Source organism: Dokdonella sp. (assembly GCF_044227025.1).
Taxonomy (GTDB): Bacteria; Pseudomonadota; Gammaproteobacteria; order Xanthomonadales; family Rhodanobacteraceae; genus Dokdonella_A.
Map to the genome: position 1 here is coordinate 154,679 of NZ_JBGAFX010000003.1, position 26,287 is coordinate 180,965.

Sequence of the window (26,287 nt, forward strand, 5' to 3'; positions counted from 1 at the left end):
CGCGGGTCGGGTTCAGGCGGAAAGGGTGGCGATCATACGTTGCGCCTGCCGACGCGCAGTTAAATCGGCGTCAAGGATCGCCGCCAGGTCGGTGGCCGGAACCGCCGGGGCGAGCGAGAGGCCGTGTTCGATCGTCGCGGCGATGCCGAGGAAAGGCAGGCGGCCGTCGAGGAATGCGGCGACCGCCTCCTCGTTGGCCGCATTCAGTGCGATCGTCGCCTGCCCGCCGGCGGCGAGCGCCTGGTAGGCCAGGCGCAGGCAGCGGAACGTGTCGAGGTCGGGCGCCTCGAAATCGAGCCGGGCGAGCTTCACCAGATCGAGCGCGGAAACGCCCGCATCGATGCGCTCGGGCCAGGCCAGCGCATAGGCGATCGCGGTGCGCATGTCCGGATTGCCCAGTTGGGCCAGCAGCGAGCCGTCGGCGTATTCGACCAGCGAGTGCACGATGCTTTGCGGATGCACGACCACCTCGATCCGCTCGGCCGGCGCGCGGAACAGGTGATGCGCCTCGATCACTTCGAGGCCCTTGTTCATGAGCGTTGCCGAGTCGACCGAGATCTTGCGGCCCATGCGCCAGTTGGGGTGCGCGCAGGCCTGATCGGGCGTGATCGCCGCAAGCTCGGCCGCCTTGCGGCCGCGGAACGGGCCGCCCGATGCGGTCAGCAGGATGCGCCGCACGCCGGCGGCGGCGAGATCGGCGTGTCCGCGCGGCAGGCACTGGAACACCGCGTTGTGTTCGGAATCGAGCGGCAGCAGCTCGCCGCCGCCGTGCGCGAGCGCCTCGGCGAGCAGGGCGCCGGCCATCACGACCGCTTCCTTGTTCGCGAGCAGCAGGCGCTTGCCCGCGCGCGCCGCAGCGAGCGTGGATTCGAGTCCGGCGGCACCGACGATCGCGGCGACGACCGTGTCGCAGTGCGCGCCGGCCGCGGCCGCGATCAGCGCGTCGGTGCCGGATTCGACGCGACAGGCGAGGTCGTGCCGGCGCAGGCGCGCGCGCAACGGTTCCTCGCAGGCGGTATCGGCGATGACCGCGAGCTCGGGCCGGAAGCGTTTGCACAGATCGGCGAGTGCATCGACGCTGCGATGTGCGGCGAGCACGCCGACGCGATACCGGTCCGGGTGGCGCGCGACGACATCGAGCGTGCTCGCGCCGATCGAGCCGGTCGCGCCGAGGACCGCGAGCGTTCTCATGGCACCAGCAGCAGGTCGATCAATGCCTTGCCGGCGACGAACACGGGCACCGCGGAAAACACGCTGTCGACACGGTCGAGCAGGCCGCCATGGCCGGGAAACAGCGTGCCCGAGTCCTTCACGTTGGCCTGGCGCTTGAGCAGGCTCTCGACCAGGTCGCCGAGGATCGAGGCGAGCACGGTCACCAGCGCCAGCGCGGCGAGAGCGAGCAACGCGGTGTCGCGCGTGCCGAGCATCCAGCCGGCGATGACCGCGACGGTGCCGGCAACGAGCACGCCGCCGTAGGCGCCTGCACGGGTCTTGTTGGGGCTGATGCGCGGCGCGAGCTTGGTCGTGCCGAAGCGCTTGCCCGCGAAATACGCACCGGTGTCGGCGGCCCACACCAGCACCACCGCGAGCAGGGCCCAACCGCGGCCGTGATCGAATTCGCCGTGCAGGTGCGCTAGCGCAAGCCAGGCCGGCAGCACCGCGAACTCGGCGGCAAGCATCTTCAGCAGCGCATTCTCGCGTGTCGGCGCCGCGGCATACGAGAAATGCCGCAGCCACAGCAGCGACAGCAGCCACCAGGCGACACCGGCGCCGATAACGTACCAGGCGAATGGCTCGTCGCGGATCGTCCACAGCAGGGCGAGCAGGACGGCATTCACCGCGATCAGCGCGATGCGCGCCGCGTTCGACGCGACGCCGGCAAGGCGGCTCCATTCCCACAGCGCCTGCAACGAAATGGCGGCGGTCACGAGCGCGAACAGCGCGGTTGGCGCGAGCAGGATCAGCGCGATCGCGAGCGGGGCAAGGACCAGTGCCGTGAGGGTGCGTTGCTTGAGCATGTGCGCTCCTCAGCCGGCCGCGCGCATCTGCGCGGAGGTTAGGCCGTAGCGGCGCTCGCGGCGCGCGAACTCGGCCAGCGCGTCGTCGAGCATCCCGGCATCGACGTCGGGCCAGAGCACATCGGAGAAATAGAGCTCCGCATAGGCGACCTGCCAGAGCAGGAAATTGCTGACGCGCACTTCACCCCCGGTGCGGATGAACAGGTCGACCGGCGGCTGGCCGGCGAGGCAAGTGTGGCGCGCGAACATCGTTTCGTCGATCGTCGCTGGATCCAGCTCGTCGCGCGCCGCCGCTGCTGCCAGCGTGCGTGCCGCCTGCACGATGTCCCAGCGGCCGCCGTAGTTCACGGCGATGTTGAGGCTGAGCGCGCTGTTGGCGGCCGTGCGCTCCATCGCCGCGCGCATGCGCGCGGTCAGTTCCGGCGCGAACGCGGACAGGTCACCGACGAAGCTGATGTGCACGCCATTCGCGTGCAATTCGTCGACCTCGCGGTCTAGTGCGGTGAGGAACAACTGCATCAGCGCGCCGACTTCCTCGTCCGGCCGCTTCCAGTTCTCGCTTGAGAACGCGAACAGGGTGAGTGCCTCGATCCCGTTGCGGCGGCAATACTCGATCGCCGCGCGCACCGCCTTCTGCCCCTCCCGATGACCGAAGTTGCGCGGCAGATGGCGGCGTTCGGCCCAGCGACCGTTGCCGTCCATGACGATCGCGATGTGACGGGGGATGCTCATGGGGAGCCGTGATTGGTGATTCGTGATGTGAAAAAGCGGCCGGAGGAGCGACGGGCGGAGTCTGTTGGCCGTGGCATTCGTTGCGCGCCCGCAAGCGGTCGCCACCTGTCACGAATAACCAATCACCAATCACAGCCTCCTTACATCGCCATCAACTCGTCTTCCTTCGCCTTCACCACGCCGTCGACGTCCTTGACGAACTTGTCGGTGAACTTCTGGATATCGTCCTCGGCGCGACGCTCCTCATCCTCGCTGATCTGCTTGTCCTTGAGCAGTTCCTTGATCTGGTGCAGCGCATCACGACGCACGTTGCGCACCGCGACCTTCGCGTTCTCGCCCTCGTGCGCGACATGCTTGGACAGTTCCTTGCGGCGCTCCTCGGTCAGCGGCGGCAGGTTGATGCGGATGACCTGGCCGACCGTGGTCGGGGTCAGGCCGAGGTCCGAGGCGAGGATCGCCTTTTCCACCGCGGCGACCATGTTCTTTTCGTAGGGCGTGATCGTGATCGCGCGCGCTTCGATCGCTACGTTCGCGACCTGCATCACCGGCGTTTCGTTGCCGTAATAGGACACTTTCAGCGGTTCGATCAAGGCCGAGCTGGCGCGCCCCGTGCGCAGGCGCATGAGTTCGTGCCTGAGCGCATCGACGCACTTCTGCATGCGCGTCTGCGTGTCCTTCCTGATGTTGTCGAGCATGGCGCGGCCACCGTTACCGTTGCGAGTGGCCCGCGAGTATAGCAGCGCCCCCGCGCGAGCTGTCCGCGGGACCTCGGAAAGCCTGGCGGGAGCTCACGTAGCACCAGCGGCAGGGCAGCTCGAAGTCGGCAATGAAGTTGGTCGACGACGCGCTCATCATCCCGGGGGGCGCAGCCGCGCGAGCAGGTCGTCAGCGTACGGCGTCGCGTTTGCGCGCAGGCGCGGCTCGATCGCCGCACGCAGGCGCTGCGCTTCGGCGGGATGGTTCGACTCGGCGAGTGCTTGCGCTTCGGCGACTTCCAGCTCGAGCAGGCGGACGTCATTGGCGGGAAAGATCGCCGCGCGCGGCGGAAATGCCTCGCGCAACAGCAGCAGGGCCTCGTCCGGCTTGCCGAGGGCGAGATCGCAGCGCGCCAGCGCGTACAGCGCGGGAGCGAGGCGGAAGTGTCCTGCCGGAAGCACCGCGCGGGCGATCGTCAGTGCTTCGCGTGCGCTGTTGGCGGCGTCGGCAGCCGAGCCGGCATCCAGTTCGACTTCCGCCTTGATCGCCAGCACCGACGCGCGCACCGGGTTGGGGGTGGCGGGCAGCGCAGCGGCGGCGTCGCGCAGCAGGTCGAGCGCTTCCGCATGACGGTGCTGCAGGCGCAGGAGATTGCCGAGGCCGGCGCGCGCGCTGTTCAACCAAAGGGAACTGGCGGGCTCGCTGGTGCCGAGGATGCGCACCGCAGCACGCCACGCGGACTCCGCCGCCGCGTAGAGGCCCTGGTGTTGCAGCGCCTGCGCCAGCAGCTGCTGCGATTCGGCGCTGTCCCATTCGTCGTCCGAGCCATGCACCTTGTGCCACGCGGCGAGCGCGTTGCGCGCGGCCTGCTCGGCTTCGGCGAAGCGCCCGAGGCCAAGGTAGTCGCTGGCGAGGAAGTTGTACGCGTAGGCCATCTGCTCCGGGCGCGGATCGGCGATCTTCTTCTCGATTTCGAGCAATTCGAGGCGCTGCCCAAGCGCTTCGTTGAAGCGGCCCTGTCGCTCGAGCGTCCACAGCAGATTGGATTGCGCAACGATCGTCTCGCGATGCACGGGTCCGAACACCGTGCGCGCGAGTCCGACCGCTTCGCGCAATTTCGCTTCCGCCTCGTCGAAGCGGCCCTGCGCGCCGAGTGCCGAGGCGGCCAGCTCGAGCGCGTTGACGACGCGGCTGTTGTCGCGGCCGTACATCCGCGTCGCGCTCGCCGCGGCTTCGTCCGCCAACCGCACTGCCTCGTCGAAATGCGACAGCTCCCGGTTGGCGTAGCCGAGGGCGATGAGGTCGTCGACGACGAGGCGATGGAGTTCACCGAAGCGCGCGCGATCTTCGGCCAGCGCGGTCCGCAGCAGTGGTTCGGCCTCCTTCGCGTTGCCCTGGCCGGTCAGGGCCTCGGCATGGATACGGCGCGCTTCGGCGGACTCGCTGGCGTCGATGCGCGTGCCGGTCGCGGCGAGCCGCTGCGCCTCGGCGGCATGCTCGATCGCGCTGTCGTAGCGGTTCTTGTCGAGTTCGGTGCGGGCGAGTCCGAGCAGGATGCGCGCACGCACATCGCCCGGCAGGCGGGTGTCGTCTATCACGGGTGCGACCTGCGAGAGCATCGCGGCAGACCGCTCGTAGTCGCCGATGTCCCAGTACAGCGTGCCGATCAAACCGGTCAGGTCTACCTGGGTGGCCGGATCGGCCGTGGTGTTGTCATGCAGCAGGGTCTCGGCGCCAGCCAGCAGTTCGTGCGCGGTGAATGCCTTGCCATGGGTCCGGTCCGGCGCCGCCTGCTCGAACACCGCGACGAGGAAGCGTCGCGCAGCCTCGGCGCGTTGCGCGCTCTCGTGCGCTTGTCGCGCATTGGCGTCCGCTCGCCGCCACTGCATGCCGGTGGCGCCGACACCGGCAATAAGCGAGACGGCAATCAGCGCCACGCTGCCGGCGAGCCGGGGTTCGCGCCGGACCCAGCGCAGTGCACGTTGCACGATGTTCAATCGCCGCGCTTGCACCGCATGGCCTTCGACAAAGCGGCCAAGATCGTCGGCCAGTGCGCGCGCCGACGGATAGCGTGCGGCGGGATCGCGCGCTAGGCAGCGCAGGATGATCGCCTCGAGATCGAGCGGCAGCGTCGGCACGCGCTGTCGCGGGCGTCGCAACGCCCCCTCCTCGACCAGTTGCAACGTCGCGCGTACCGACGCGGCCCGGAAGGGCGGCTCGCCGGTGACCAACTCGTGCAGGATCGCACCGAGTCCCCAGACGTCGGTGGTCGCGGCGATCGCGCGCGAATCGCCGCGCACCTGTTCCGGCGCCATGTAGTTCGGCGTGCCGGACCTGGCGGCGTTCTCGAGGTCGATCGCATCGTCGACGCGGCGCGCGAGCCCGAAGTCGGCGACATGCGGCTCGCCGTTCTCGTCGAGCAGCACGTTGCCGGGTTTGAGGTCGAGGTGCAGGACGCCCAGCCGGTGCGCGTAGTCGACGGCTTCGGCGACCGTGCGCAGGAGAGTCGCAGCGCGCTGTGCCGGCATGCGTGGCTGCCGCCGGATCTCCTGCGCGAGGCTCGGGCCGCGCACCAGCTGCATGCTGAAGAAATGCAGTTCCTCTTCGCTGCATACCTCGTAGATCGCGACGATGTTCGGATGTTGCATGCGCGCCGCGTTCTGCGCCTCGCGCTGGAATTTTTCCTCGAACTCGGTGGACGCCCACGGGCCAGCTGCGAGCACCTTGATCGCGACGTCGCGATCAAGGCTCACCTGGTGCGCGCGATAGACCACGCCGGTGCCGCCCTCGCCGAGCATTTCGATCAGTTCGTAGTCGCCGAGCCGGCGCGGCGACGCGCTGCCGCTGATCAGCGGATCGAACGCTGCGGCATCGTGCCGGCCATCGGCAGGATCGACGCCGTCGCGTCCGGGCGGTTCGTGGTCGAGCGCGAGGTCGGTGATGATCGCGCGCACGCGGCCGGCACCGAGCGATGCGGGTGGTGCATCCGGCGGATTCTCGCCCGGCGTTGCCATCGGCTCAGTGCACGATGCCGTCGAACGCGTCGCGCAGGTCGCGCAGTTCGTTCGCGAGATGGTCGTGGTCGAGCGCGGTCTGCGCTATCTCCTCGCGCACGAGGTCGCGCAGGCGCGCGCGCATCCGGTGCACCGCGACCGCAATCGTGTTGCGGCGCATGCCGAGTGCCGTCGCCAGGCGTTCGTATTCGCTTTCATCCGGTCGCTCGGCGACGAATTCGGCGAGATGCTCGAACAGCGCGAGTTTCCCCGCGCGCACGGCCTCCGCGCGCAGGCGCGCCATCGCGGCGTCGACCACCGCGATAGCCCAGTCGCGGTCGAATGCGGCGTCGGGCGTGTCGTCGCCGGCAAGGTCGAGCGTCGGCGTGTCGCCGATCTCCTCGAATACGACGCTGCCGCCGCGTTTGATCCGGTTCGCTTCGATGTCACGGTCGATCAGAAAGCGCTTCACGGCGGTGAGCAGGTAAGCGCGGAAGCGCCCGCGCGTCTGGTCGGCACCCGCATGCCAGGCGCGTTCAATGAACTGCGCGAAGAATGCCTGGGTCAGGTCCTCGGCCACGTCCGGGGCATAGCCGCGACGGCGGATGTAGGCGAGTACCGGTGGCCGGTAGGTGCCGCACAGCAGTGCAAGCGCCGGCGCGCTCGCTGGCGTTGCATGGCGCGCCTGCAGCACGATGCTCCAACGCGTGGTGTCGAACCTGGCCATTCCCGCGTCCCGTGCTGCATGACGGTGCGCTTCGATTATGCGCCAAGTGGAAGTTTCGCGCGGAGGGTTTCCGCAGGACCGGTTCAGCCGCAATGCGCTTCAGCCCGCAGCCCGAACGACGGCCGCCGCGCGAACGCGGCGGCCAGCTGCCGTGGACTCAACGCGCCGCGACCGCGTCGCTGGTGGATGCGAAGGTCGCTGCAACCTCGCGCACCAGATTCCCGTAGCGCGCATTCAGGCCTTCGTACGCGGTCTGCGCTTCCGGATACGAGGTGCGTGCGCCGAACAGCATGCCGATTTCGCGCAGCGTGAACTGGCTGCGGATCTGCGCATGCAGCGCCGAGCAGAGCGCCGACGCCGACGGCGGCGTGCAGTCGACGTGGCGCGACTGCACCGTGACCGCTTCCAGCTCGCGCTGGGCGTTGGCGGCGCCGGCACTGGAGCAAAGCGTCGCGGCGGTTGTTGCAAACACGAGGTTCAACAGGGTTTTCATGATCTTCTCCTCAGCTTGCCGCAGGCAGGCCGTTGTCCGTGGCTGGCCCTTGGAAGGGGGCGTCCGGATCCGTCCGGGCTGCGAAGGCAGCGCCTTCGGAAACAGGATTCCGCGAGCGGGAGATTTGGTTGCATGCCGGAAGTCGGGTTTGCGCCGTGATGACGCAAAGCGGCGCCAAGACGAATGGCGCGTGCCGACCTAGCCGTGCGGTGCGACAGGCAACCGCGAAATGCCGCGTGATGCCGCGGGTCAGCGTCCGCCGACCAGCGTGCCGATCGTTTCGCCGCGCATGATGCGCATCAAATCGCCTTCGCGCGACATGTCGTAGATGCGCAAGGGAACCTTGTGGTCGCGACACAGTGCGATCGCGCTGGTGTCCATCACCTGCAGGTTGCGCTGGATCACGTCCTCGTACGACAGGCGTTCGTAACGCGTCGCGGTCGGATCCTTGGCCGGGTCGGCGGTGTAGACGCCGTCGACCTTGGTCGCCTTGAGCAGCAGGTCGGCGCCGACCTCGATCGCGCGCAACGCTGCCGCGGAGTCGGTGGTGAAGAACGGGTTGCCGGTGCCCGCGGCGAAGATCGCGATGCGTCCCTTCTCGAGATGACGGATCGCGCGGCGACGGATGAAGTCCTCGCACACTTCGTTGATCTTGATCGCCGACATCGTGCGCGCGAAACCGCCGGCCTTCTCGATCGCGTCCTGCATCGCGAGCGCGTTCATCACGGTCGCGAGCATGCCCATGTGGTCGCCGGTGACGCGGTCCATGCCGGCTGCGGCGAGACCGGCGCCGCGGAAGATGTTGCCGCCGCCGATGACGACGCCGACCTGTACCCCGGCGCGCTGCACCTCGATGATTTCGCGCGCAAGGCGTTGCAGCACCTTCGGATCGATGCCGTAGTCGGCCTCGCCCATGAGTGCTTCGCCGGAGAGCTTGAGAAGGATGCGCTTGTACTTGATATCGGCGGGCATGGGCGATTCCGGCGGGCAAAACTGCCGTATTGTAGCGGCAGAGCGAAGCTTCCAGCGCACCGGCGGCGATAGGTTGCGGCCCATGGTTGGCGGATGCGCGCGAATGCGGAGGAGGGCGGGTGGACCTGAAGATGCTGGTGCTGGTACTCGATTTGTCCGGCACCTTCGTGTTCGCGCTGAGTGGCGCCACGGCCGGTGTGCGCCGCCGTCTCGACCTGTTCGGTGTGCTGGTGCTGTCGTTTGTCGCGGCGAACTCGGGTGGCATCCTGCGTGATCTGTTGATCGGCGCGGTGCCGCCGGCCTCGATCAGCGACTGGCGCTACCTGGGGGTGTCGGTGCTGGCAGGAGTGGTCACGTTCCTGTGGGCGCCGTCGATCGAGCGGCTCGACCATCCGGTGCGCCTGTTCGACGCCGCCGGACTCGCCCTGTTCGCGGTGGTGGGTGCGAGCAAGGCGCTCGCGTTCGGCCTCAATCCGGTCATGGCCGCCCTGCTCGGCATGCTCAGTGGCATCGGTGGCGGCATCGTGCGAGATGTTTTGCTGGCGGAAGTGCCTCTGGTGCTGCGCGCGGACCTCTACGCGGTCGCGGCGCTCGCAGGCGCGTCGGTCGTTGTGGTCGGCGCGGCGCTCGGCCTGCAGCCGATCGCGATGATGATCGCTGGCGCCGTCCTCTGCTTCGGTCTGCGTCTGCTCGCGTTGCGTTTCGGCTGGGGCCTGCCGGTGGCCGGCAGCCACGGCAAGATCGGCGCGCCGCGTGAGGGCGAGGGGAAGCTCAAATAGACGCGGGCGCGACCGCAACGACTCGAAACACATCGAGGGTGCAGCCACCCGCGGGGGGTGGTCCCGCGCACATGAAAAGGCCGCGGAATCCGCGGCCTTTTCGTTGGGACGATTGCAATCAGGTCAGCTTCAGACCTGCATCGCCTTGGCGACTTCGGCGGCGTAGTCCTCGACCACCTTCTCGATGCCTTCGCCGACCGCGAGGCGCTGGAAGCCGACGACATCGGCGCCGGCGGCCTTGGCCGCGGCCTCGACGCTCTGGTCGGTGTTCAGCACGTACGGCTGGCCGTACAGGGTCACTTCGTTGACGATCTTCGCGACCTTGCCGCCGATGATTTTCTCGAGGATCTCGGCCGGCTTGGCCTTGTCCTTCTCGCTCATCTTGGCCAGTTCGATTTCCTTTTCCTTGGCGACGAAGTCGGCCGGCACGTCGGCGGCCTTGTTGTACGGCGGGTTCATCGCGGCGACATGCATCGCCACGCCGCGCGCGAACTCCGCGTCGCCACCCTTGACCTCGGTCAGCACGCCGATGCGTCCGCCATGCACGTAGGCGGCGACGTTGTTCGTGCTCTCGGCGCGCGCCATGCGGCGCACCTGCACGTTCTCGCCGACCTTGGCGATCACTGCCGCGCGCGCTTCCTCGACCGTCTCGCCCGACGGCAGCTTGACCGCCTTCAGCGCTTCGACGTCCTTCACGCCCGAGGCGAGTGCGGCCTTCGCGACCTTGTCGGCGAAGGCAAGGAAGTTCTCGTCCTTGGCGACGAAATCGGTTTCGGAGTTGACCTCGACCAGCACGGCCTTGCCGCCGTCCTGGGCCATCATGATGCGACCTTCCGCGGCGACGCGGCTGGCCTTTTTGTCGGCCTTGGCCAGGCCCGACTTGCGCAGCCACTCGGCCGCGGCGTCGATGTCGCCATTGTTTTCGACGAGTGCCTTCTTGCACTCCATCATGCCGGCGCCGGTGCGCTCGCGCAGGTCCTTGACCAGGTTTGCGGTAATTTCCATGGTGTCCTCGATGAGCCGGAGCGGCACGCGGGGCGTGGCGCTCGTTCTGGAAAAGCCGTCACGCCCGCACGAGAGCGGGCGTGACGTTGAATGGATTGCGCGCCTTCGACGCAGGAAAAACCACGTGACGGCGCTGCGTCGCCGGGCCGCGATCATGCGGCCCGGACATGACGCCTACTCGGCGGCGGGCGCGTCGCCCTTCGGGCCGCGCGGAGCGGGCGGACCACGGCGACCGGCGGGCGGACGCTTGTCGCCACCCGGCTTGCGCGGGCCGGACGGACGGCGGCGGTCGTCGCGCTCGCGCGCTTCCTTCTTGACCGGGTTGCCGTCGGCATCGAGTTCGACGAAGTCGTCTTCCTTGCCGGCAGGGATCGCCGGAGCCGCGGCCTTGCCTTCGAGCACCGCGTCGGCGGCGGCGCTGGCGTACAGCTGCACCGCGCGGATCGCGTCGTCGTTGCCGGGGATCGCGTAGTCGACCAGGGCCGGGTCATAGTTGGTATCGACCACTGCGATGACCGGAATGCCGAGCTTCTTCGCTTCCTTGATCGCGATGTCCTCGTGGCCGATGTCGATCACGAACAGCGCGTCGGGCAGGCGGTTCATCTCCTTGATGCCGCCGAGCGACTTTTCGAGCTTTTCCTTCTCGCGCACCAGGCCGAGCACTTCATGCTTGACCAGGCGCTCGTAGCTGCCGTCGGCCGCCATCGTCTCGAGTTCCTTCAGGCGCGAAACCGACTGCTTGACGGTGCGGAAGTTGGTCAGCATGCCACCGAGCCAGCGTTGCGAGATGTACGGCATGCCGCAACGCGCCGCTTCTTCCTTGACCGCCTCGCGCGCCGAGCGCTTGGTGCCGACGAACAGGACCGTGCCGCGCTTCTGGGCGATCGCCGAGATGAAATTCATCGCGTCGCTGAACAGCGGCATGGTCTTTTCGAGGTTGATGATGTGGATCCTGCCGCGCGCGCCGAAGATGTACGGCGCCATGCGGGGATTCCAGTAACGGGTCTGGTGACCGAAGTGCACGCCAGCTTCGAGCATCTGGCGCATCGTGACCTGAGGCATTGTAGGTATTCCTTGACGAGGGAATTGCAGCGGGTCTTTCGTGGGAAGGCCGCACACCGTGTGCGGATTCTCGCGAACGGACTCGCGTCACAATTCCGGGGTTGGACCTCCACGTACCCGACGCGTGCGACTCCTTGCGGAGCACCCCGAACGCGGTGACGGTACGTGTGCGGATTCGGCACTATTGCCGTATGCGGCTTGTGGATTGCCCACGCTGTCCGCATTTTGTGCTTCGACGCCAATGACTTGCGAATCAGGGGCGACGGAACCGTAAGATTATAGCCCGCTTGGCGCCCGCACGCCAGTCAGCCTGTCCCGAGAACCCATGCCCGTTACCGTCAAGACCCCCGAGCAGATCGAGAAGATGCGCGTCGCCGGCCGCCTCGCCGCCGAAGTGCTGGAAATGCTCGTGCCGCACGTGAAACCCGGCGTCACCACCGAGGAGCTCGACCAGCGCGCCTACGAGCATATCGTCCACGTGCAGAAGGCGGTGCCGGCGAATGTCGGTTACAGGGGGTTCCCGAAGACGCTTTGCACATCGGTCAACCACGTCATCTGCCACGGCATCCCGCATCCGGGCAAGGCACTCAAGGATGGCGACATCGTCAACATCGACGTGACCGTGATCAAGGACGGCTGGCACGGCGACACCAGCCGCATGTATTTCGCCGGCACGCCGTCGGTACTGGCGAAACGCCTGGTGGACACGACGCTCGAGGCAATGCTTCGCGGCATCGAACAGGTGCGTCCGGGCGCGACGCTCGGCGACATCGGTCACGCAATCCAGCGGCACGCCGAAGCGGCCGGCTTTTCCATCGTGCGCGAGTATTGCGGGCACGGCATCGGACAGATCTACCACGAGGACCCGCAGGTGCTGCACTACGGCCATGCCGGCGCGGGCCTCAAGCTGCAGAAGGGAATGACCTTCACGGTCGAGCCGATGGTCAATGCCGGCAAGCCGCACACGCGCCTGCTGCCGGACGGCTGGACGGTGGTGACCAAGGACCATTCGCTGTCGGCACAGTGGGAACACACCATCGCGGTTACCGACGACGGCTACGAAATCCTTACTGCGTGGCCGAGCGCGGCCTAGCGCGATGAGTCCGCGCGAGTTGGCCGACGCGCGCCTGCCCGACCTGCCGCGCCTGCCAGCGGCGCTGCCGCGCAGCGGTGTCTCCGCCGAGGCGCGGCTGGCACTGCGTCAGGTGCTTGGCGACAGCGACCGCGCGCTTGCCGCAGCATTCCATGCCGGCGCCGAGGTGGCCGATCTGGTGCGACTGCGCGCTAGCGCGGTCGCCACGGTGGTCGTGCATGCATGGCGTTCCTGCGTCGGTGAAGCGCCCGACTGCAGTCTGCTTGCAGTCGGCGGATTCGGTCGCGGCGTGCTGTTCCCGCAATCCGACGTGGACCTTCTCGTGCTCGGCACGGCGCCCGCGCTTCAGGGTCAGGTGCGCGCGCTCGAGGCGTTCTTCGCCTGCCTTTGGGACATCGGCTTGAAGCCGGGCCATGCGGTGCGCACGCTCGACGACTGCCGCGCATTGGCGAAAGGCGATGTGAGCGTCTATACCTCGCTGCTCGATGCGCGCTTGCTCGCTGGCGAGCCGCGCCTTGCCGATGCGCTCGCCGAACTGGTCGTCGACCCTGGCGTGTGGTCGACGCGGGACTTTCTCGAGGCCAAGCGCCGCGAGCAGGCGGCACGCCATGCGCGCTACAACGACACCGCCTACAACCTCGAACCGAACCTCAAGGACGGGCCCGGTGGCTTGCGCACGCTCGACCTGATGCGGTGGCTTGGCCGGCGCGTCGCCGATGCGGGCGACTACGCCGCGATGGTCGAGTGCGGCCTGCTCGATCGCAGCGAGTCGGAGGCGCTCGAGCGCGCGCAGGCGACGCTGTGGCGCTGCCGCCATGCGCTGCATCTCGCCGCCGGGCGACCCGAGGAGCGTCTGCTGTTCGACTACCAGCGGCGCCTCGCGAGCGAGTTCGGGTACGTCGACGAACACTCGACCAACCTCGCGGTCGAGCAATTCATGCAGGCGTACTACCGCGCGGCGACGATCGCCGAACGCCTCGGCGTGCAGTTCCTCGAGCGCTGCACCGAGTGGCTGGAACCGGCGCCTGGCGCGCCGCGCGAGCTCGATCGCGACTTCGTCGCGCTCGGAGCGCGCATCGAACCGCGCGAGGCGGACCTGTTCCTGCGTCGACCGCGCGCGATGATCGACGTGTTCACGTTGCAGCTTGCGCATCCCGAGCTGCGCGGCCTGTCGGCGCAGACGATGCGCCTGCTGCAACAGGCGCTCGCGCACTGTGGCGACGGGTTCGCCGCCGATGCGCAGGTTCTGGCTGCGTTCCTCGTGCTGCTGCGCCATGGCGCGCCTGCGGTCGAAGTGCTCGCGCGCATGAACCGCCATGGCGTGCTCGCGGGGATCCTGCCCGCGTTCCGCCGCGTGGTCGGGCGCATGCAGTACGACCTGTTCCACATCTACACCGTCGACGAGCACACCCTGCGCGTGCTGCGCAACGTCGCCCGTTTCGCCGATGCCGACGCGCGCGACGCGTTCCCGCTCGCGGGGGAGACGTTCGCTGCGCTCGACAAGCCCGAGCTGCTGCTGCTCGCGGCGCTGTTCCACGACATCGCGAAGGGCCGGGGCGGTGACCACTCGCAGCTCGGCGAGGAGGAGGCGCGCGAGTTCTGCGCGCGCATGGGCCTGGCCGAGGCGGACATCGAGCTCGTCGCGTGGCTCGTGCGCTGGCACCTGCTGATGAGCGTCACTGCGCAACGCCTGGACATCACCGATCCCGACATCGTGCACCGCTTCGCCGTCCAGGTCGGCGACCGGGAACGCCTCGATTACCTCTACCTGCTGACGATCGCAGATATAGCCGGTACCAATCCGAAGCTGTGGAACGAATGGAAGGCGCGTCTGCTTGCCGACCTGCACATGGCGGCTCGCTACGCGTTGCGAGCGGGTCTCGGACGACCGCTGCATGCCGACGAGCGCGCGGAAGACTGCCGACGACGCACGCTCGAGCTGCTGCTGGAAAGCGGGATGGCGGAGCCGCGCGCGACCGAACTCGTCGATCGTTTTCCACCAGCGAGCTTCCTGCGCCATCGGCCGGCGCAGCTGTGCTGGCAGGCACGCGCGATCGCGCAGGCCGGCGATGCGCCGGTCGTCGTCGCGATCAACGCGCAGTCCACCCGGGGCGGCAGCGAGCTCTTCGTGTGCGCGCCGGATCGCGAGGGCTTGTTCGCTGCGATCACCGCGACCCTCGACCGTGCAGGTCTCGGTGTCGTCGATGCGCGCCTGCTGGTCGGACCAGGCGATCGCGTGTTCGACACGTTCGGCCTGCTCGATTCGGCCAGCGGGTCGGCACTGCCGGCCGAACGGGCGCGCGAGCTCGAGGCCCGACTGTTGCGCGTACTCGATGCGCGCGACCTCGACACCCGCGTCGCGCGTCGCAGCCTGCCGCGCCGCCTGCGCCATTTCCAGCGCGCTCCTCAGATCGAGTTCGATGACGTCGACGGCGCGACCCAACTCGCCCTCGTCTGCAGCGATCGTCCCGGTCTGCTTGCCGAGGTCGCGCAGGCTTTGCGTGACGCAAACGTGCGCGTGCACGACGCGCGCATCGCAACGTTCGGCGAACGCGTCGAGGACTTCTTCCTGCTCGCCGACGCCGGCGGCAACGTGCTCGCCGAGGGAACGCGCGCCGCCCTGCGCACGCGGCTGCTGGAGCGGCTCGGGCCAGGCGCGGCCGCGCGGTCGGTTTGAGTGGTGCGGCATGCGGCATTCGGCCGCGTGTCGTGGCACGATGCACGGCCCCGGATCATGGATTCCCTGGCGCATGCAGCAGTTGCAAACCCTGATCGACGACGCCTGGGAGCGTCGCGCGGCTCTGTCCGATAACGACATCGCGACACTGCGACCGGCGATCGAGCGCGTGCTCGACGCGCTCGAAACCGGTGCCGCGCGCGTCGCGGAACCCGATCACGGCGGCGGATGGGTCGTGCACCAGTGGCTCAAGAAGGCGGTGCTGCTGTATTTCCGCATCAGCGCGAACCGCGTCATGGATGGCGGGCCGATGGCCGCCTTCGACAAGGTGCCGCTGCGGTTCGCCGATGCCGGCGAGGACACATTCCGCGCCGCCGGCGCTCGCGTGGTGCCGGGCGCGCTGGTGCGTCGTGGTGCTCATGTCGCAAAGGACGCGGTGTTGATGCCGAGCTACGTCAATATCGGCGCGCACGTCGGCGCGGGCACGATGGTCGACACCTGGGCCACGGTCGGCTCCTGTGCCCAGATCGGCGCGAACGTGCACCTTTCCGGCGGCGTGGGTATCGGCGGCGTGCTGGAACCCTTGCAGGCGAACCCGACCATCATCGAGGACGACTGCTTCGTCGGCGCGCGTTCGGAAGTGGTCGAGGGCGTGATCGTCGAGAAGGGCAGCGTGATCGGCATGGGCGTGTTCCTCGGTCAGTCGACGAAGATCTACGATCGCGCGAGCGGTGAAGTCTCGTACGGCCGCGTTCCGGCCGGCAGCGTAGTCGTGTCCGGTTCGTTGCCGGCAGCGGACGGCAGCCACAGCCTGTATGCGGCAGTCATCGTCAAGCGTGTCGACGCGCAGACACGCTCGAAGACCGCCATCAATGAACTGCTGAGGGCCTGAAGATGACGAAAGTCTACGGCCTCGACAAGTGCGACACCTGCAAGAAGGCGCGCAACTGGCTCGACCGCTTCGACGTGCAACATGAATTCATCGACTACCGCGCGCAGCCGATCGCGGCAGCGACGCTCAAGCAATGGGCGCCGGCGCTTGGCGGTTGGGAAAAGTTCATCAATCGCGCATCGCCGACATGGCGCGGTCTGCCCGAAACGCGCCAATCGCCCGGAAGTGCGGCCGAGTGGACGCTGCTGCTGAAGGAGCATCCGGCGTTGATTCGTCGCCCACTCGTCGTGATGGAGGATGGCACCCTGCACCAGGGTTTCAGCGACAACCTGTTCAAGCGGCTGTTCGGAAAAGGCACGCAGGCATGACCTCACCGGTATTCGAGGTGACCACCGAGCTAATCCGGCGTGCGTCGGTCACGCCAGACGATGCCGGTTGCCAGGCGCTGATCGCCGAGCGCCTCGCGCGCGCCGGTTTCGCGATCGAGCACCTGCGCTACGGCCAGGTCGACAATCTATGGGCGACCCACGGCAGCGGTTCACCGGTGCTCGTCTTCCTCGGCCATACCGACGTGGTGCCGAGCGGTCCGGTCGAAGCGTGGTCATCGCCGCCGTTCGAGCCGGTGGTTCGCGACGGCAGGTTGTATGGCCGCGGTGCGGCCGACATGAAATCCGGTGTCGCGGCAATGGTCGTCGCGCTGGAGGATTTCGTGCGCGCGCATCCGTCGCACGGCGGCACGCTCGCGCTGCTGGTCACGTCGGATGAGGAGGGCGCCTCGATCGATGGCGTGCGCCGCGTCGCGGAAGAGTTCCGCCGCCGCGGGCAACGCATAGATGCCTGTGTCGTCGGCGAGCCGTCGTCGAAGCACAGGCTCGGCGATCTCGTGCGCATCGGCCGGCGCGGCTCGCTGACCGGGCGTTTGACGGTGCGTGGTGTGCAGGGTCATGTCGCCTATCCCGAGAAGGCGAACAATCCGATCCACGCGTTCGCGCACGCGCTCGCCGCGCTCGCGGTCGAACGCTGGGACGAAGGCAACGAAGCCTTCCCGCCGACCTCGTTCCAGGTTTCCAACCTCAACAGCGGCACCGGCGCCGACAACGTGATTCCGGGCGAGCTGCACGCAGTGTTCAACTTCCGCTTCGGCACCGCGAGCACCGCGGCGTCCTTGCGCGAGCGCAGCGAGGAGATCCTGCGCCGGCACGGCATCGAACTCGGCGATGGCGGGAGCCGCCTCGACTGGTGGTTGTCGGGCGAGCCGTTCGCAACGCCGCCCGGGCCGCTGCGCACGGCAACCCTCGCGGCCATCCGCGAATGCTGCGGCATCGAACCGGAACTCAGCACTGGTGGCGGCACCTCCGACGGCCGATTCATAGCGCCGCTTGGCGCGGAAGTGCTTGAACTCGGCGTCTGCAACGCGAGCATCCACAAGGTCGACGAGCATGTGTTGCTCGACGAACTGGAGCGCCTCCCGGCGCTCTATCGCGCGATCGTCGAGCAGCGTTTCCGCGCGGACGTTCTCAGCCCGTCGCAGTGAGTTGCTGCAACTGGTCGGCCTGGTCCTCGCGCGTCAGTGCATCGACGAGTTCGTCGAGATCGCCGCCGATGATCTCGGGCAGGCGGTACAGGGTCAGGTTGATGCGGTGGTCGGTGAGCCGACCCTGCGGGAAGTTGTAGGTGCGGATGCGCTGGCTGCGGTCGCCGGAGCCGACCTGCAGTTTGCGTGATTCGGCTTGCGCGGCACTTTGCTTGGACTGCGCATCATCGAGCAGGCGCGCTTTCAGCAGCGACAGCGCGCGCGCGCGGTTCTTGTGCTGGCTGCGTTCGTCCTGACACTCGACCACGATCCCGCTCGGCAGGTGCGTGATGCGGATCGCCGAGTCGGTCTTGTTGACGTGCTGGCCGCCGGCGCCGGAGGCGCGGAAGGTATCGGTCTTGAGGTCGGCGGGATTGATTTCGATATCGTCCACTTCGTCCAGTTCCGGCAGGATCGCCACGGTCGCAGCCGAGGTGTGGATGCGGCCTTGCGACTCGGTCGCCGGTACGCGCTGCACGCGGTGTGTGCCCGACTCGTACTTCAGGCGCGAATAGGCGCCGGTGCCTTCGACGCGCGCGATCACTTCCTTGTACCCGCCGTGCTCGCCGTCGCTCGAGGAAAGGATCTCGACGTTCCAGCGTTTGCGTTCGGCGTAGCGCAGGTACATGCGCATGAGGTCGCCGGCGAAGATCGCCGCTTCGTCACCGCCGGTGCCGGCGCGGATCTCGAGGAACAGGTTGGCGTCGTCGCGCGGATCCTTCGGGATGAGCAGGCGGTTGAGGTCGTCTTCCAGGCGCGCACGCTTGCCGTCGAGCAGGCCGATTTCATCGACCGCGAGCTCCCTGAGGTCGGGATCCTTGAGCATCGCCTGCGCGGATTCGAGCGCGCTGCCGGCTTCGTCGAATGCACGCAGGGCCGCGGTCAGCGGCGTGAGATGGGCATGCTCGCGCGAAACCTCGCGCAGCCGCTTCGCGTCGCCGAGCACCTCGGGGCTGGCGAGCAGATGCTCGAGTTCCTCATGGCGTTCGGCGAGTTGTTCGAGCTTGCGGCGGATGGATGGGAGCATGGAGGGCCGGGATTGGGGATTGGGGATTCGCGATTCGGGATTCGGGAAGGCGACGTTCGGAAAATCGGCTGGTTCCGCACAGCGGGCCGCTCCAGCCAATCCCGATCCCTAACCACGAATCCCTGCGTTGATGTCGAACAACCGCTCGGCCGCACGCAGCAGTTCCTCGTCGCCGCGCAGGGCGGCGGCGCGCAGGTTCGCGCTGGGTGCGTGTAGCAGCTTGTTGGTGAGGGTGTTGGCGAGGAACGCGAGCGCTTCCTCGGGTGTCTTGCCGCGCGCCAGCATGGCCTGCGCCTTGGCCAGTGTCTCGTCTCGGTTCGCCTCGGCGTCGCGGCGCAGGTCGACCAGCGGGTTGTGCAGGTCGAGCGTGCGCCACCAGCCCATGAAGTGCTCGACCGACAATTCGATCATGGCCTCCGCTTCGCGCGCGGCCTCGCGTCGTGAGCGCAGGTTCTCATCGATGACCTGGCGCAGGTCGTCGATCGTGTAGAGATAGACGTCCTCGATCTCGGCGACCGCCGGCTCGATGTCGCGTGGCACTGCGATGTCGACCAGGAACATGGGCTTGCGCCGGCGGGCGGCGATCGCGGCGGCGACCTGCTCGCGCAGCAGCACCGGGTCGCGGCTTGCGGTCGAGGCGATCACCACGTCGGCCTCGGCGAGGTGCTTGCCGATGTCGGACAGCGTGATCGCGTAGCCCCCGAAGCGTGTCGCCAGCGACTGCGCGTTGTCGAGCGTGCGGTTCGCGATGATAAGCCGCCGCACGTTCGCCTCGCTTAGGTGACGCGCGGCCAGTTCGATCGTCTCGCCGGCGCCGATCAGCAGCACGCAGGCTTCGCTGAGGTCGGCGAACACGCGTTCGGCGAGGCGCACCGCCGTGAACGCGACCGAGACCGGATTGGCACCGATGCGCGTGTCCGATCGAACCCGCTTGGCGACCGCGAACGTGTTCTGGAACAGGCGTTCCAGCGGCGTCTTCAGGGTGTGTGCGTCGCGCGCGAAGGCATAGGCGTCCTTGACCTGACCGAGGATCTGCGGCTCGCCCAGCACCATCGATTCCAGCCCGGTCGCGACGCGGAACAGATGGCGCACCGCGTCGGCGTCGTGGTGGCGATAGAGGAACTCGTCGACCCGTCCGCTGGTCAGTTCACGATGACGGTTGAGCCAGGCGGCCGGCGCCGCCTCGGCGCCGCTCTCCACGTTGCAATACAGCTCGGTGCGGTTGCAGGTCGACAGGATCGCCGCTTCGCGCACGCCGGGCACGGCGACGAGCTCCGCGAGTGCCGGGGCGGTCGCCTCCGGCGGGAAGGCAATCCGCTCGCGCAGCGCGACGGGGGCAGTCAGGTGATTGAGTCCGAGGGCAATCAGCGCCATGTGGAATGGTCGAAGGGTTCGCGGTTTTGCCTCGGAAGCGTCGCTTGCAGCCCGGTCGTGGTGCCGGGATCGGCTAAGCTAGCTTGGTGCGGCGTGCGCCGCGGCGGCGCCAGCGAATTGTGCGGGTCGCATCCCGCGATATCAAGCAAGACAAGGCTTTGCATGCAGCTCTCGATGGTCGATGGTCGTTTCTCCCAGCACCGCGTTGGCCCGGTGCGCAGCGCGCTTGCGGTCGTGCTCGTACTGTTGCTGGGAGCGTGTGCGAGCCAGGCGCCAAGGCATGCGGCGGATGCGGCGGCAGCACCGCTGGCGCGGCCGGTCGCAGCGGAACAGGACCTCCTGCTGAAGCTGCTGGTCGCGCAGTTCGCCCTGCAGGACAACGATCTCGCTGGCGCGGCGCATGGCTTTGTCGAAGCGTCGGCGCTCTCTGCGGATCCGGCGCTGGCCGAGGAGGCGACCCGCCTGGTGCTGTCGCAGAAGGACTGGTCGCTCGCAACGCAGGCGCTGGCACGTTGGCGCCAGCTCGCGCCGAACGATCCCGGCATCGTGCAGGCGCGCGCATGGATCGCGCTTGGCGAGAAGCGCCTCGACGACGCAAAGTCCGCGCTGGCCGAGATCGCTGCGCGCGCCGACGACAATGCCTGGCGCCTGATCGCCCAGGTGCTGCTGAATGCGGACGACAAGGCCGCTGCCGCCGGCTTGCTCGGCGGCCTGATCACGCCGGAGCCACGCGAGGCGAGCGAGGCGAACCGCGTCGCATTGAGCCAGCTCGCGTTCAAGCTCGGCGACAAGGCTTTGGCACGCCGTCTCGCCGATGCGGCGGTTGCGCGTTTCCATGGCGTCGATGCGTACATGTGGAGTGCACGTCTGGCGCTCGATCGTGGCGACAAGACGGCGGCGCGCGCCATCTACGTCGAGGCGATCGCGCGCGAACCCGCCAATGCGCGCCTGCGCGGCGGTTACGCGACCCTGCTCGCCGATGCCGGCGACAATGCCGCCGCCGCACGCGCGCTTGCGCGCGGCCCCCAGGATGACGTCAGCTACGGCGCGCGCGCGGCCTATGCGGCGCGCGCCGACGACAAGGCATTGCTTGGCGCGCTGTATCGCGAGGCCGAAGCGGACAGTTCCCCGCGTGACGGCAAGCGTTTGTACCTGCTCGGCCAGATTGCCGAACTGATCGACAAGCGCGAGGCCGCGCTGGCGTGGTATCGCGAGGTGCCAGAGGACGACGAACACGCGTTCGATGCGCAGATGCGCATCGCGCTCGTGCTCGACCAGCTGGATCGCACGCCGGAGTCGCTCGACCAGTTGCATCGACTGGCCGGTATCGCGGCCGGAGACACCGAGCAGCAGCGCAATGTCTGGCTGCTCGAAGCGGACCTGCTCGCGCGCCGCCAGCGCACGGCCGACGCACTCGCGGTGTATGCCAGGGCGCTCACCAACCTGCCCGACGATACCCGCCTGCTGTATGCGCGCGCGCTGCTCGCGGTCGACCAGGGGGATGTCGGCGGTGGCGTACGCGACCTGCGCCGTGTGCTTGCACTCAAGCCGGACGACGCGGAAGCATTGAATGCGCTCGGCTACACGCTCGCCGACCACAGCAAGGGCGACGACGCGCGCCAGCACGAGGCGCTCGAGTTGATCCAGCGCGCGCTCAAGCTCAAGCCCGACGAGCCGGCGATCATCGACAGCATGGGCTGGGTGCGCTATCGCCTTGGTGATCTCGATGCGTCGCTGGACAACCTGCGCCGCGCCTACGCGAAGCAACCCGATCCCGATATCGCTGCGCATCTGGGAGAGGTGTTGTGGGCGCGCGGACAGCGCGACGAGGCGCGTCGCGTGTGGGATGAAGGACGCAAGAAGGATGCACGCAACAAGGCCCTGATCGAAACGATCCGGCGCCTGACGCAATGATCGGGAAGGCCGGGATTCGCGCAGCGCTGGTCGTCGCCGCGCTGGCGCTGGCCGCGTGCGCGGGACAGGTGCGCAAGCCGGTGCCGCCCGATGCCGGCAAGCTGGCGCAGCAGTCCGCGCGCGAATCGACGCTGGCGGCGCGGGCCGACTGGTCGCTGCGCGGTCGGCTCGGGGTGTCTGATGGCCATGACAGCGGCAGCGGTTCGCTCGAATGGAGCCAGAAGTCGTCGACGTTCCGCTTCAGCGTGCACGCACCGGTCACCGGCAAGACCTGGGTACTCAGCGGCGACGACACGCATGCGCGCCTCGACGGCTTGCGCGGGCAAACCATCGAGGGAGGCGATGCAGCATCCCTGCTCCAACGCGAGCTTGGTTGGGAGGTGCCCGTGACGCAGCTGCGCTACTGGGTGCGTGCGGGGCGCGCGCCGGGCGCGGCGGACATCGAATTCCGTGACGACGGCTTGCCGGCGTTGATCACCCAGGCTGGCTGGACCGTGCGCTACATCGATTACGACCTTGCCCAAGACCCGCCGTTGCCCAGCAAGGTGTTTGCCACCCGCGGCGACCGCAAGGTGCGCCTGGCGGTGCGCGAGTGGGGGCCCTGATGGGTTCTGCGCCGGTGGGCCCCGACTGGAGCACGTGGCCGGCGCCGGCCAAACTGAACATGTTCCTGCACATCGTCGGTCGGCGAGCCGACGGCTATCACCTCCTGCAGACCGCGTTCCAGCTGCTCGACTGGGGAGACAGCGTGCACCTGCGCCCGCGCGAGGATGGCCGGATCATCCGGGTCGACCCGTTGCCGGGGGTCGCCGCGGAGCGCGATCTCGCGGTGCGGGCGGCGCGTGTGCTGCAGCAGGCAACCGGATCAATGCTCGGCGCGGACATCGCGATCGACAAGCGGATCCCGCTCGGCGGCGGCCTCGGCGGAGGCAGTTCGGACGCGGCGACGACCCTCGTCGTGCTCAACCGGCTCTGGAATACCGGGCTGGACGAGGACGCCTTGGCGGGCCTTGCCCTCGGCCTCGGCGCCGATGTGCCGGTGTTCGTGCGCGGGCACAGCGCCTGGGCCGAAGGCATCGGGGAGCGCTTGGTCCCACTGGCGCTGCCGCTGCGCTGGTACGTGGTAGTGGACCCCGGAGCGAGCGTGCCGACCGCCGACCTGTTCGGGGCCGCCGAATTGACACGGGATGCGCCACATCTGACAATTCCGCTCTTTCTTTCGGGCGCCACCACGGCGAACGTGTTCGAGCCGATCGTGCGCGAACGCTTTCCCGCGGTCGCGCACGCGCTGGACTGGCTGGCGACGCACGGCGCGGCGCGGCTCAGCGGATCGGGTGGATGCGTGTTCGTCGCGCTGGACTCGCGCGAGGCTGGCGAGGCTGTGCTGAGGGATTGCCCGCAGGGATGGCGTGCGGTGCTGGCGCGCGGCGTGTCGGTGTCGCCGTTGCACAAGATGTTGGCGTGACGGCGACGGCAGAGCCGCCGCGTGATTGGATTTGTTGGGGCGTCGCCAAGTGGTAAGGCACCGGGTTTTGATCCCGGCATTCGCAGGTTCGAATCCTGCCGCCCCAGTCATCAGCAGGACACATCGCGATCGCAGGGTCGCGCAGACAATTCGGCGTTGTGCCGTGAAGCAGCGGAGTGAACGTGGATACCAACATGGACACCTCTGGCCTCCTGGTCTTCACCGGCAACGCGAACCGTGACCTCGCGGCGACAATCTGTTCGGAGCTGAATGTTCCGCTCGGCAAGGCGCTGGTCGGTCGTTTCAGCGATGGCGAGGTGCAGGTCGAAATCGAGGAGAACGTGCGGCGCCAGGAGGTGTTCGTGTTGCAGCCGACGTGCGCACCGACCGCCGACAATTTCATGGAGCTGCTGGCGCTGGTGGACGCGCTCAAGCGCGCCTCGGCGGCGAGCGTGACCGCGGTGATTCCGTATCTCGGTTACGCGCGCCAGGATCGGCGGCCGCGTTCGGCGCGCGTGCCGATCACGGCCAAGCTCGCGGCCCAGATGATCGGCGTGGTCGGCACCGACCGCGTGTTGACGGTCGACCTGCACGCGGACCAGATCCAGGGATTCTTCGACATTCCGCTCGACAACGTGTACGCCTCGCCGGTGCTGCTGGCCGACATCTGGCGCTACTACGCGAACGACAACCTGATCGTGGTTTCGCCGGACGTCGGCGGCGTGGTGCGCGCGCGTGCACTGGCCAAGCGCCTCGACGACGCCGATCTCGCGATCATCGACAAGCGTCGCCCACGGGCGAACGAATCGACCGTGATGAACATCATCGGTGAGGTCAAGGACAAGGTCTGCGTCCTCGTCGACGACATCGTCGACACCGCCGGCACGTTGTGCGCGGCGGCGGCGGCGTTGAAGAAGAACGGTGCCCGCAAGGTCGTCGCGTACTGCACGCACGCGGTGCTGTCCGGCCCGGCGATCAGGAACATCGAGGCCTCGGCGCTGGACGAACTGGTCGTGACCGACACGATTCCGTTGAGCGATGCGGCCAGGGCCTGCAACAAGATCCGCCAGCTCTCGGTCGCCGAGCTGCTGGCCGAAACGATCCGCCGCATCGCGTATGGCGAGTCGGTGAGTTCGTTGTACGTGGATTGATTCACGTGATTGGTGATTGGTGATTCGTCGCGCAACTTTCGAATCACGAATCGCGAATCACGGGTTCGATTTCCGCTTCCCTGGTCGCGGGGAAGCGTCATCGCCGCCGCGAGGTGGCATCAACTGCAAGAAGGCAACACGAACATGGCAAAGACCCACGAAATCAAGGTTGAAAAGCGCAACGACGAGGGCAAGGGTGCGAGCCGCCGCCTGCGTCGCGCTGGTTTTGTCCCGGCGATCGTCTACGGTGGCGAGAACAATCCGGTCAGCATCCAGATCCAGCACAAGGATGTCTGGCACGCGAGCCAGAACGAGTGGTTCTACTCGTCGATCCTCGATCTCAATCTCGGCGGCGACGTGCAGAAGGTCCTGCTGCGTGACATGCAGCGTCATCCGTTCAAGCAGCAGGTGCTGCACATGGATTTCCAGCGCGTCAGCGAGAACCAGACGCTGCGCGTGCGCGTGCCGCTGCACTTCCTCAATCAGGAAAGTTCGGTCGCAGGCAAGACGTCCGGCGTCGTGATCATGCACGAGCTGACCGAAGTCGAAATCTCGTGCCTGCCGAAGAACCTGCCCGAGAGCATCGAGATCGACCTTTCCGGCCTGCAGATCGGCGACATCGTGCACCTGTCCGACCTCAAGCTGCCGGACGGCGTGGAAATCGCGGAACTGCGCTTCGGCAAGGAACACGACCACGCGGTCGTCGTCGCCAAGCAGGTCAAGGAAGAAGCCGAGCCGGCACCGGCCGAAGCGGCCGCAGCCGCTCCAGCGGCAGCGGCTCCGGCCAAGGCGGCTCCGGCGAAGAAAGACGAGAAGAAGTGACGCCAGGATCGCGCAATCCCGGACAACGCATGGATGCACGCTGATCCGGGACCCCGTATGCGGTGTCAGGCGACGTTGCGGACGGGATGTGCGCAGAGTCGGGGTCACCTCGGTGTTGAAGGCATGCCGGCGCGAGCCGGCATGCTTTTTCCCACGCCGTCGTCGAACCGAATTCAGGGCCGGAGCGGATTCCGGCGTGTACCGGAATGAGCGTAATGTCGGCTTCGCTGCGTCTCATTGTCGGCCTCGGGAATCCCGGCGCCGAACACCTGCGGACCCGTCACAACGCGGGCTACTGGTTCGTCGATGCGTTGGCGCAGGGACAATCCGCGCGCTTCGGCATCGAGTCGAAACTGCGCGGCGAAACCGCGAAGGTCGCGGTCGGCGGCAATCCGCTGTGGTTGCTCAAGCCAATCACGTTCATGAACGCTAGTGGCGCTTCCGTGGGCGCCGCCTTGCGCTACTGGAAGATCGAACCCGAACAGATGCTGGTCGTGCATGACGACCTCGATTTGCCGCCCGGTGCCGCGCGCCTGAAGTTCGACGGTGGCCATGGCGGCCAGAACGGCTTGCGCGACCTGTTCGCGCACATCGGCCACGGAAAGTTCCATCGGTTGCGGATAGGCATCGGTCATCCCGGCCACAAGGATCGGGTCAGCGGCTGGGTATTGAGTCGCCCGTCGAAAATCGACGAGGACCTGATGCTCGATGCGATAGCCCGCGGGCTTGATGTGCTGCCGCTCGCAGTCGCCGGCGGGTTCGACGCGGCGATGAAGAAATTGCATACCGCGAGCGGGGACTAGAATCGGGGATTCGCGACCA

Annotated in this window: 24 protein-coding genes and 1 tRNA gene; 13 read left to right on the forward strand and 12 right to left on the reverse strand. The window is 67.8% G+C overall.

What is annotated here, in order from left to right:
• Positions 1 to 12: 12 nt before the first annotated feature.
• From ACILRJ_RS08355 to pyrH, 8 genes are all read right to left on the reverse strand, one after another.
• Complete coding sequence (locus ACILRJ_RS08355) at positions 13 to 1,191, reverse strand: 1-deoxy-D-xylulose-5-phosphate reductoisomerase (protein ID WP_395682317.1); 1,179 nt, start codon at positions 1,189 to 1,191, stop codon at positions 13 to 15.
• The gene (locus ACILRJ_RS08360) at positions 1,188 to 2,018 is read right to left on the reverse strand and encodes a phosphatidate cytidylyltransferase (protein ID WP_395682319.1); all 831 of its coding nucleotides are present in this window, start codon (positions 2,016 to 2,018) and stop codon (positions 1,188 to 1,190) included. The genes ACILRJ_RS08355 and ACILRJ_RS08360 overlap by 4 nt, the downstream gene beginning before the upstream one ends.
• Positions 2,019 to 2,027: 9 nt before the next feature.
• Positions 2,028 to 2,750 carry a polyprenyl diphosphate synthase gene (gene uppS, locus ACILRJ_RS08365; RefSeq protein ID WP_395682321.1) on the reverse strand — a complete coding sequence of 241 codons (723 nt, stop codon included), beginning with the start codon at positions 2,748 to 2,750 and terminating at the stop codon, positions 2,028 to 2,030.
• A 140-nt stretch (positions 2,751 to 2,890) separates the two neighbouring features.
• Entirely contained in the window at positions 2,891 to 3,445 is a 555-nt protein-coding gene (gene frr / locus ACILRJ_RS08370; RefSeq protein ID WP_395682323.1) for a ribosome recycling factor, read from the reverse strand.
• A 156-nt stretch (positions 3,446 to 3,601) separates the two neighbouring features.
• The gene (locus ACILRJ_RS08375; RefSeq protein WP_395682325.1) at positions 3,602 to 6,460 is read right to left on the reverse strand and encodes a protein kinase domain-containing protein; all 2,859 of its coding nucleotides are present in this window, start codon (positions 6,458 to 6,460) and stop codon (positions 3,602 to 3,604) included.
• 4 nt (positions 6,461 to 6,464) lie between these two features.
• Positions 6,465 to 7,166, reverse strand: a complete 702-nt coding sequence (locus tag ACILRJ_RS08380) for an RNA polymerase sigma factor (RefSeq protein ID WP_395682327.1) — start codon at positions 7,164 to 7,166, stop codon at positions 6,465 to 6,467.
• 157 nt (positions 7,167 to 7,323) lie between these two features.
• Positions 7,324 to 7,659, reverse strand: coding sequence for a hypothetical protein (locus tag ACILRJ_RS08385; protein ID WP_395682329.1), 336 nt, complete (start codon positions 7,657 to 7,659; stop codon positions 7,324 to 7,326).
• Between the two features lie 249 nt (positions 7,660 to 7,908).
• On the reverse strand, positions 7,909 to 8,631 hold the full coding sequence (pyrH, locus tag ACILRJ_RS08390) for a UMP kinase (protein ID WP_395682331.1): 723 nt from the start codon (positions 8,629 to 8,631) through the stop codon (positions 7,909 to 7,911).
• Between the two features lie 125 nt (positions 8,632 to 8,756).
• On the opposite strand from pyrH, the gene ACILRJ_RS08395 reads away from it, so the two are divergent.
• Positions 8,757 to 9,410, forward strand: coding sequence for a trimeric intracellular cation channel family protein (locus tag ACILRJ_RS08395; protein WP_407065741.1), 654 nt, complete (start codon positions 8,757 to 8,759; stop codon positions 9,408 to 9,410).
• Between the two features lie 129 nt (positions 9,411 to 9,539).
• On the opposite strand, the gene tsf is transcribed toward ACILRJ_RS08395, so the two are convergent.
• A complete protein-coding gene (gene tsf / locus ACILRJ_RS08400; RefSeq protein ID WP_395682333.1) occupies positions 9,540 to 10,415 on the reverse strand; it encodes a translation elongation factor Ts in 876 nt (291 codons plus the stop codon).
• Between the two features lie 174 nt (positions 10,416 to 10,589).
• Positions 10,590 to 11,477: a 30S ribosomal protein S2 gene (rpsB, locus tag ACILRJ_RS08405; protein WP_395682335.1), complete on the reverse strand. Its 888-nt coding sequence runs from the start codon at positions 11,475 to 11,477 to the stop codon at positions 10,590 to 10,592.
• Between the two features lie 325 nt (positions 11,478 to 11,802).
• On the opposite strand from rpsB, the gene map reads away from it, so the two are divergent.
• The 5 genes from map to dapE all read left to right on the forward strand — a co-directional run bounded on the left by map (position 11,803) and on the right by dapE (position 17,673).
• On the forward strand, positions 11,803 to 12,570 hold the full coding sequence (gene map / locus ACILRJ_RS08410) for a type I methionyl aminopeptidase (RefSeq protein ID WP_395682337.1): 768 nt from the start codon (positions 11,803 to 11,805) through the stop codon (positions 12,568 to 12,570).
• Between the two features lie 4 nt (positions 12,571 to 12,574).
• Entirely contained in the window at positions 12,575 to 15,247 is a 2,673-nt protein-coding gene (glnD, locus tag ACILRJ_RS08415; RefSeq protein WP_395682339.1) for a [protein-PII] uridylyltransferase, read from the forward strand.
• 73 nt (positions 15,248 to 15,320) lie between these two features.
• Positions 15,321 to 16,139, forward strand: a complete 819-nt coding sequence (gene dapD / locus ACILRJ_RS08420; protein WP_395682341.1) for a 2,3,4,5-tetrahydropyridine-2,6-dicarboxylate N-succinyltransferase — start codon at positions 15,321 to 15,323, stop codon at positions 16,137 to 16,139.
• Positions 16,140 to 16,141: 2 nt separating this feature from the next.
• Positions 16,142 to 16,507 (forward strand): Spx/MgsR family RNA polymerase-binding regulatory protein, encoded by a 366-nt coding sequence (locus ACILRJ_RS08425; protein ID WP_395682343.1) that lies wholly within the window; start codon positions 16,142 to 16,144, stop codon positions 16,505 to 16,507.
• Complete coding sequence (gene dapE / locus ACILRJ_RS08430; protein ID WP_395682344.1) at positions 16,504 to 17,673, forward strand: succinyl-diaminopimelate desuccinylase; 1,170 nt, start codon at positions 16,504 to 16,506, stop codon at positions 17,671 to 17,673. The genes ACILRJ_RS08425 and dapE overlap by 4 nt, the downstream gene beginning before the upstream one ends.
• Here the strand turns inward: dapE and prfA are convergent.
• Both prfA and hemA read right to left on the reverse strand, forming a co-directional pair.
• On the reverse strand, positions 17,657 to 18,739 hold the full coding sequence (gene prfA / locus ACILRJ_RS08435; RefSeq protein ID WP_395682346.1) for a peptide chain release factor 1: 1,083 nt from the start codon (positions 18,737 to 18,739) through the stop codon (positions 17,657 to 17,659). The genes dapE and prfA overlap by 17 nt on opposite strands.
• Positions 18,740 to 18,847: 108 nt before the next feature.
• Complete coding sequence (hemA, locus tag ACILRJ_RS08440) at positions 18,848 to 20,113, reverse strand: glutamyl-tRNA reductase (protein ID WP_395682348.1); 1,266 nt, start codon at positions 20,111 to 20,113, stop codon at positions 18,848 to 18,850.
• Positions 20,114 to 20,275: 162 nt separating this feature from the next.
• On the opposite strand from hemA, the gene ACILRJ_RS08445 reads away from it, so the two are divergent.
• The 7 genes from ACILRJ_RS08445 (at position 20,276) to pth (ending at position 26,268) form a co-directional block, all read left to right on the forward strand.
• Positions 20,276 to 22,027, forward strand: coding sequence for a tetratricopeptide repeat protein (locus ACILRJ_RS08445; RefSeq protein ID WP_395682350.1), 1,752 nt, complete (start codon positions 20,276 to 20,278; stop codon positions 22,025 to 22,027).
• A complete protein-coding gene (gene lolB / locus ACILRJ_RS08450) occupies positions 22,024 to 22,632 on the forward strand; it encodes a lipoprotein insertase outer membrane protein LolB (RefSeq protein WP_395682352.1) in 609 nt (202 codons plus the stop codon). Before ACILRJ_RS08445 ends, lolB begins: the two co-directional genes overlap by 4 nt.
• On the forward strand, positions 22,632 to 23,492 hold the full coding sequence (gene ispE / locus ACILRJ_RS08455) for a 4-(cytidine 5'-diphospho)-2-C-methyl-D-erythritol kinase (RefSeq protein ID WP_395682354.1): 861 nt from the start codon (positions 22,632 to 22,634) through the stop codon (positions 23,490 to 23,492). The genes lolB and ispE overlap by 1 nt, the downstream gene beginning before the upstream one ends.
• A gap of 35 nt (positions 23,493 to 23,527) precedes the next feature.
• Positions 23,528 to 23,599: transfer RNA gene (locus tag ACILRJ_RS08460), tRNA-Gln, on the forward strand.
• 87 nt (positions 23,600 to 23,686) lie between these two features.
• Entirely contained in the window at positions 23,687 to 24,643 is a 957-nt protein-coding gene (locus tag ACILRJ_RS08465; RefSeq protein WP_395682356.1) for a ribose-phosphate diphosphokinase, read from the forward strand.
• Between the two features lie 144 nt (positions 24,644 to 24,787).
• On the forward strand, positions 24,788 to 25,465 hold the full coding sequence (locus ACILRJ_RS08470; protein ID WP_395682358.1) for a 50S ribosomal protein L25/general stress protein Ctc: 678 nt from the start codon (positions 24,788 to 24,790) through the stop codon (positions 25,463 to 25,465).
• Between the two features lie 215 nt (positions 25,466 to 25,680).
• Positions 25,681 to 26,268 carry an aminoacyl-tRNA hydrolase gene (gene pth / locus ACILRJ_RS08475; RefSeq protein ID WP_395682360.1) on the forward strand — a complete coding sequence of 196 codons (588 nt, stop codon included), beginning with the start codon at positions 25,681 to 25,683 and terminating at the stop codon, positions 26,266 to 26,268.
• Positions 26,269 to 26,287 lie beyond the last annotated feature (19 nt).

Excerpts from the sequence above, each read along its gene's own strand:
- pth (WP_395682360.1), top strand. The coding sequence starts at position 25,681 with ATGTCGGCTTCGCTGCGTCTCATTGTCGGCCTCGGGAATCCCGGCGCC.
- prfA (WP_395682346.1), bottom strand. The coding sequence starts at position 18,739 with ATGCTCCCATCCATCCGCCGCAAGCTCGAACAACTCGCCGAACGCCAT.
- ACILRJ_RS08380 (WP_395682327.1), bottom strand. The coding sequence starts at position 7,166 with ATGGCCAGGTTCGACACCACGCGTTGGAGCATCGTGCTGCAGGCGCGC.
- glnD (WP_395682339.1), top strand. The coding sequence starts at position 12,575 with ATGAGTCCGCGCGAGTTGGCCGACGCGCGCCTGCCCGACCTGCCGCGC.
- lolB (WP_395682352.1), top strand. The coding sequence starts at position 22,024 with ATGATCGGGAAGGCCGGGATTCGCGCAGCGCTGGTCGTCGCCGCGCTG.
- ACILRJ_RS08470 (WP_395682358.1), top strand. The coding sequence starts at position 24,788 with ATGGCAAAGACCCACGAAATCAAGGTTGAAAAGCGCAACGACGAGGGC.
- ACILRJ_RS08355 (WP_395682317.1), bottom strand. The coding sequence starts at position 1,191 with ATGAGAACGCTCGCGGTCCTCGGCGCGACCGGCTCGATCGGCGCGAGC.
- dapD (WP_395682341.1), top strand. The coding sequence starts at position 15,321 with ATGCAGCAGTTGCAAACCCTGATCGACGACGCCTGGGAGCGTCGCGCG.
- rpsB (WP_395682335.1), bottom strand. The coding sequence starts at position 11,477 with ATGCCTCAGGTCACGATGCGCCAGATGCTCGAAGCTGGCGTGCACTTC.
- pyrH (WP_395682331.1), bottom strand. The coding sequence starts at position 8,631 with ATGCCCGCCGATATCAAGTACAAGCGCATCCTTCTCAAGCTCTCCGGC.
- map (WP_395682337.1), top strand. The coding sequence starts at position 11,803 with ATGCCCGTTACCGTCAAGACCCCCGAGCAGATCGAGAAGATGCGCGTC.
- ACILRJ_RS08445 (WP_395682350.1), top strand. The coding sequence starts at position 20,276 with ATGCAGCTCTCGATGGTCGATGGTCGTTTCTCCCAGCACCGCGTTGGC.
- hemA (WP_395682348.1), bottom strand. The coding sequence starts at position 20,113 with ATGGCGCTGATTGCCCTCGGACTCAATCACCTGACTGCCCCCGTCGCG.
- tsf (WP_395682333.1), bottom strand. The coding sequence starts at position 10,415 with ATGGAAATTACCGCAAACCTGGTCAAGGACCTGCGCGAGCGCACCGGC.
- uppS (WP_395682321.1), bottom strand. The coding sequence starts at position 2,750 with ATGAGCATCCCCCGTCACATCGCGATCGTCATGGACGGCAACGGTCGC.
- frr (WP_395682323.1), bottom strand. The coding sequence starts at position 3,445 with ATGCTCGACAACATCAGGAAGGACACGCAGACGCGCATGCAGAAGTGC.
- ACILRJ_RS08385 (WP_395682329.1), bottom strand. The coding sequence starts at position 7,659 with ATGAAAACCCTGTTGAACCTCGTGTTTGCAACAACCGCCGCGACGCTT.
- ACILRJ_RS08425 (WP_395682343.1), top strand. The coding sequence starts at position 16,142 with ATGACGAAAGTCTACGGCCTCGACAAGTGCGACACCTGCAAGAAGGCG.
- ACILRJ_RS08465 (WP_395682356.1), top strand. The coding sequence starts at position 23,687 with ATGGACACCTCTGGCCTCCTGGTCTTCACCGGCAACGCGAACCGTGAC.
- ispE (WP_395682354.1), top strand. The coding sequence starts at position 22,632 with ATGGGTTCTGCGCCGGTGGGCCCCGACTGGAGCACGTGGCCGGCGCCG.
- ACILRJ_RS08375 (WP_395682325.1), bottom strand. The coding sequence starts at position 6,460 with ATGGCAACGCCGGGCGAGAATCCGCCGGATGCACCACCCGCATCGCTC.
- ACILRJ_RS08360 (WP_395682319.1), bottom strand. The coding sequence starts at position 2,018 with ATGCTCAAGCAACGCACCCTCACGGCACTGGTCCTTGCCCCGCTCGCG.
- dapE (WP_395682344.1), top strand. The coding sequence starts at position 16,504 with ATGACCTCACCGGTATTCGAGGTGACCACCGAGCTAATCCGGCGTGCG.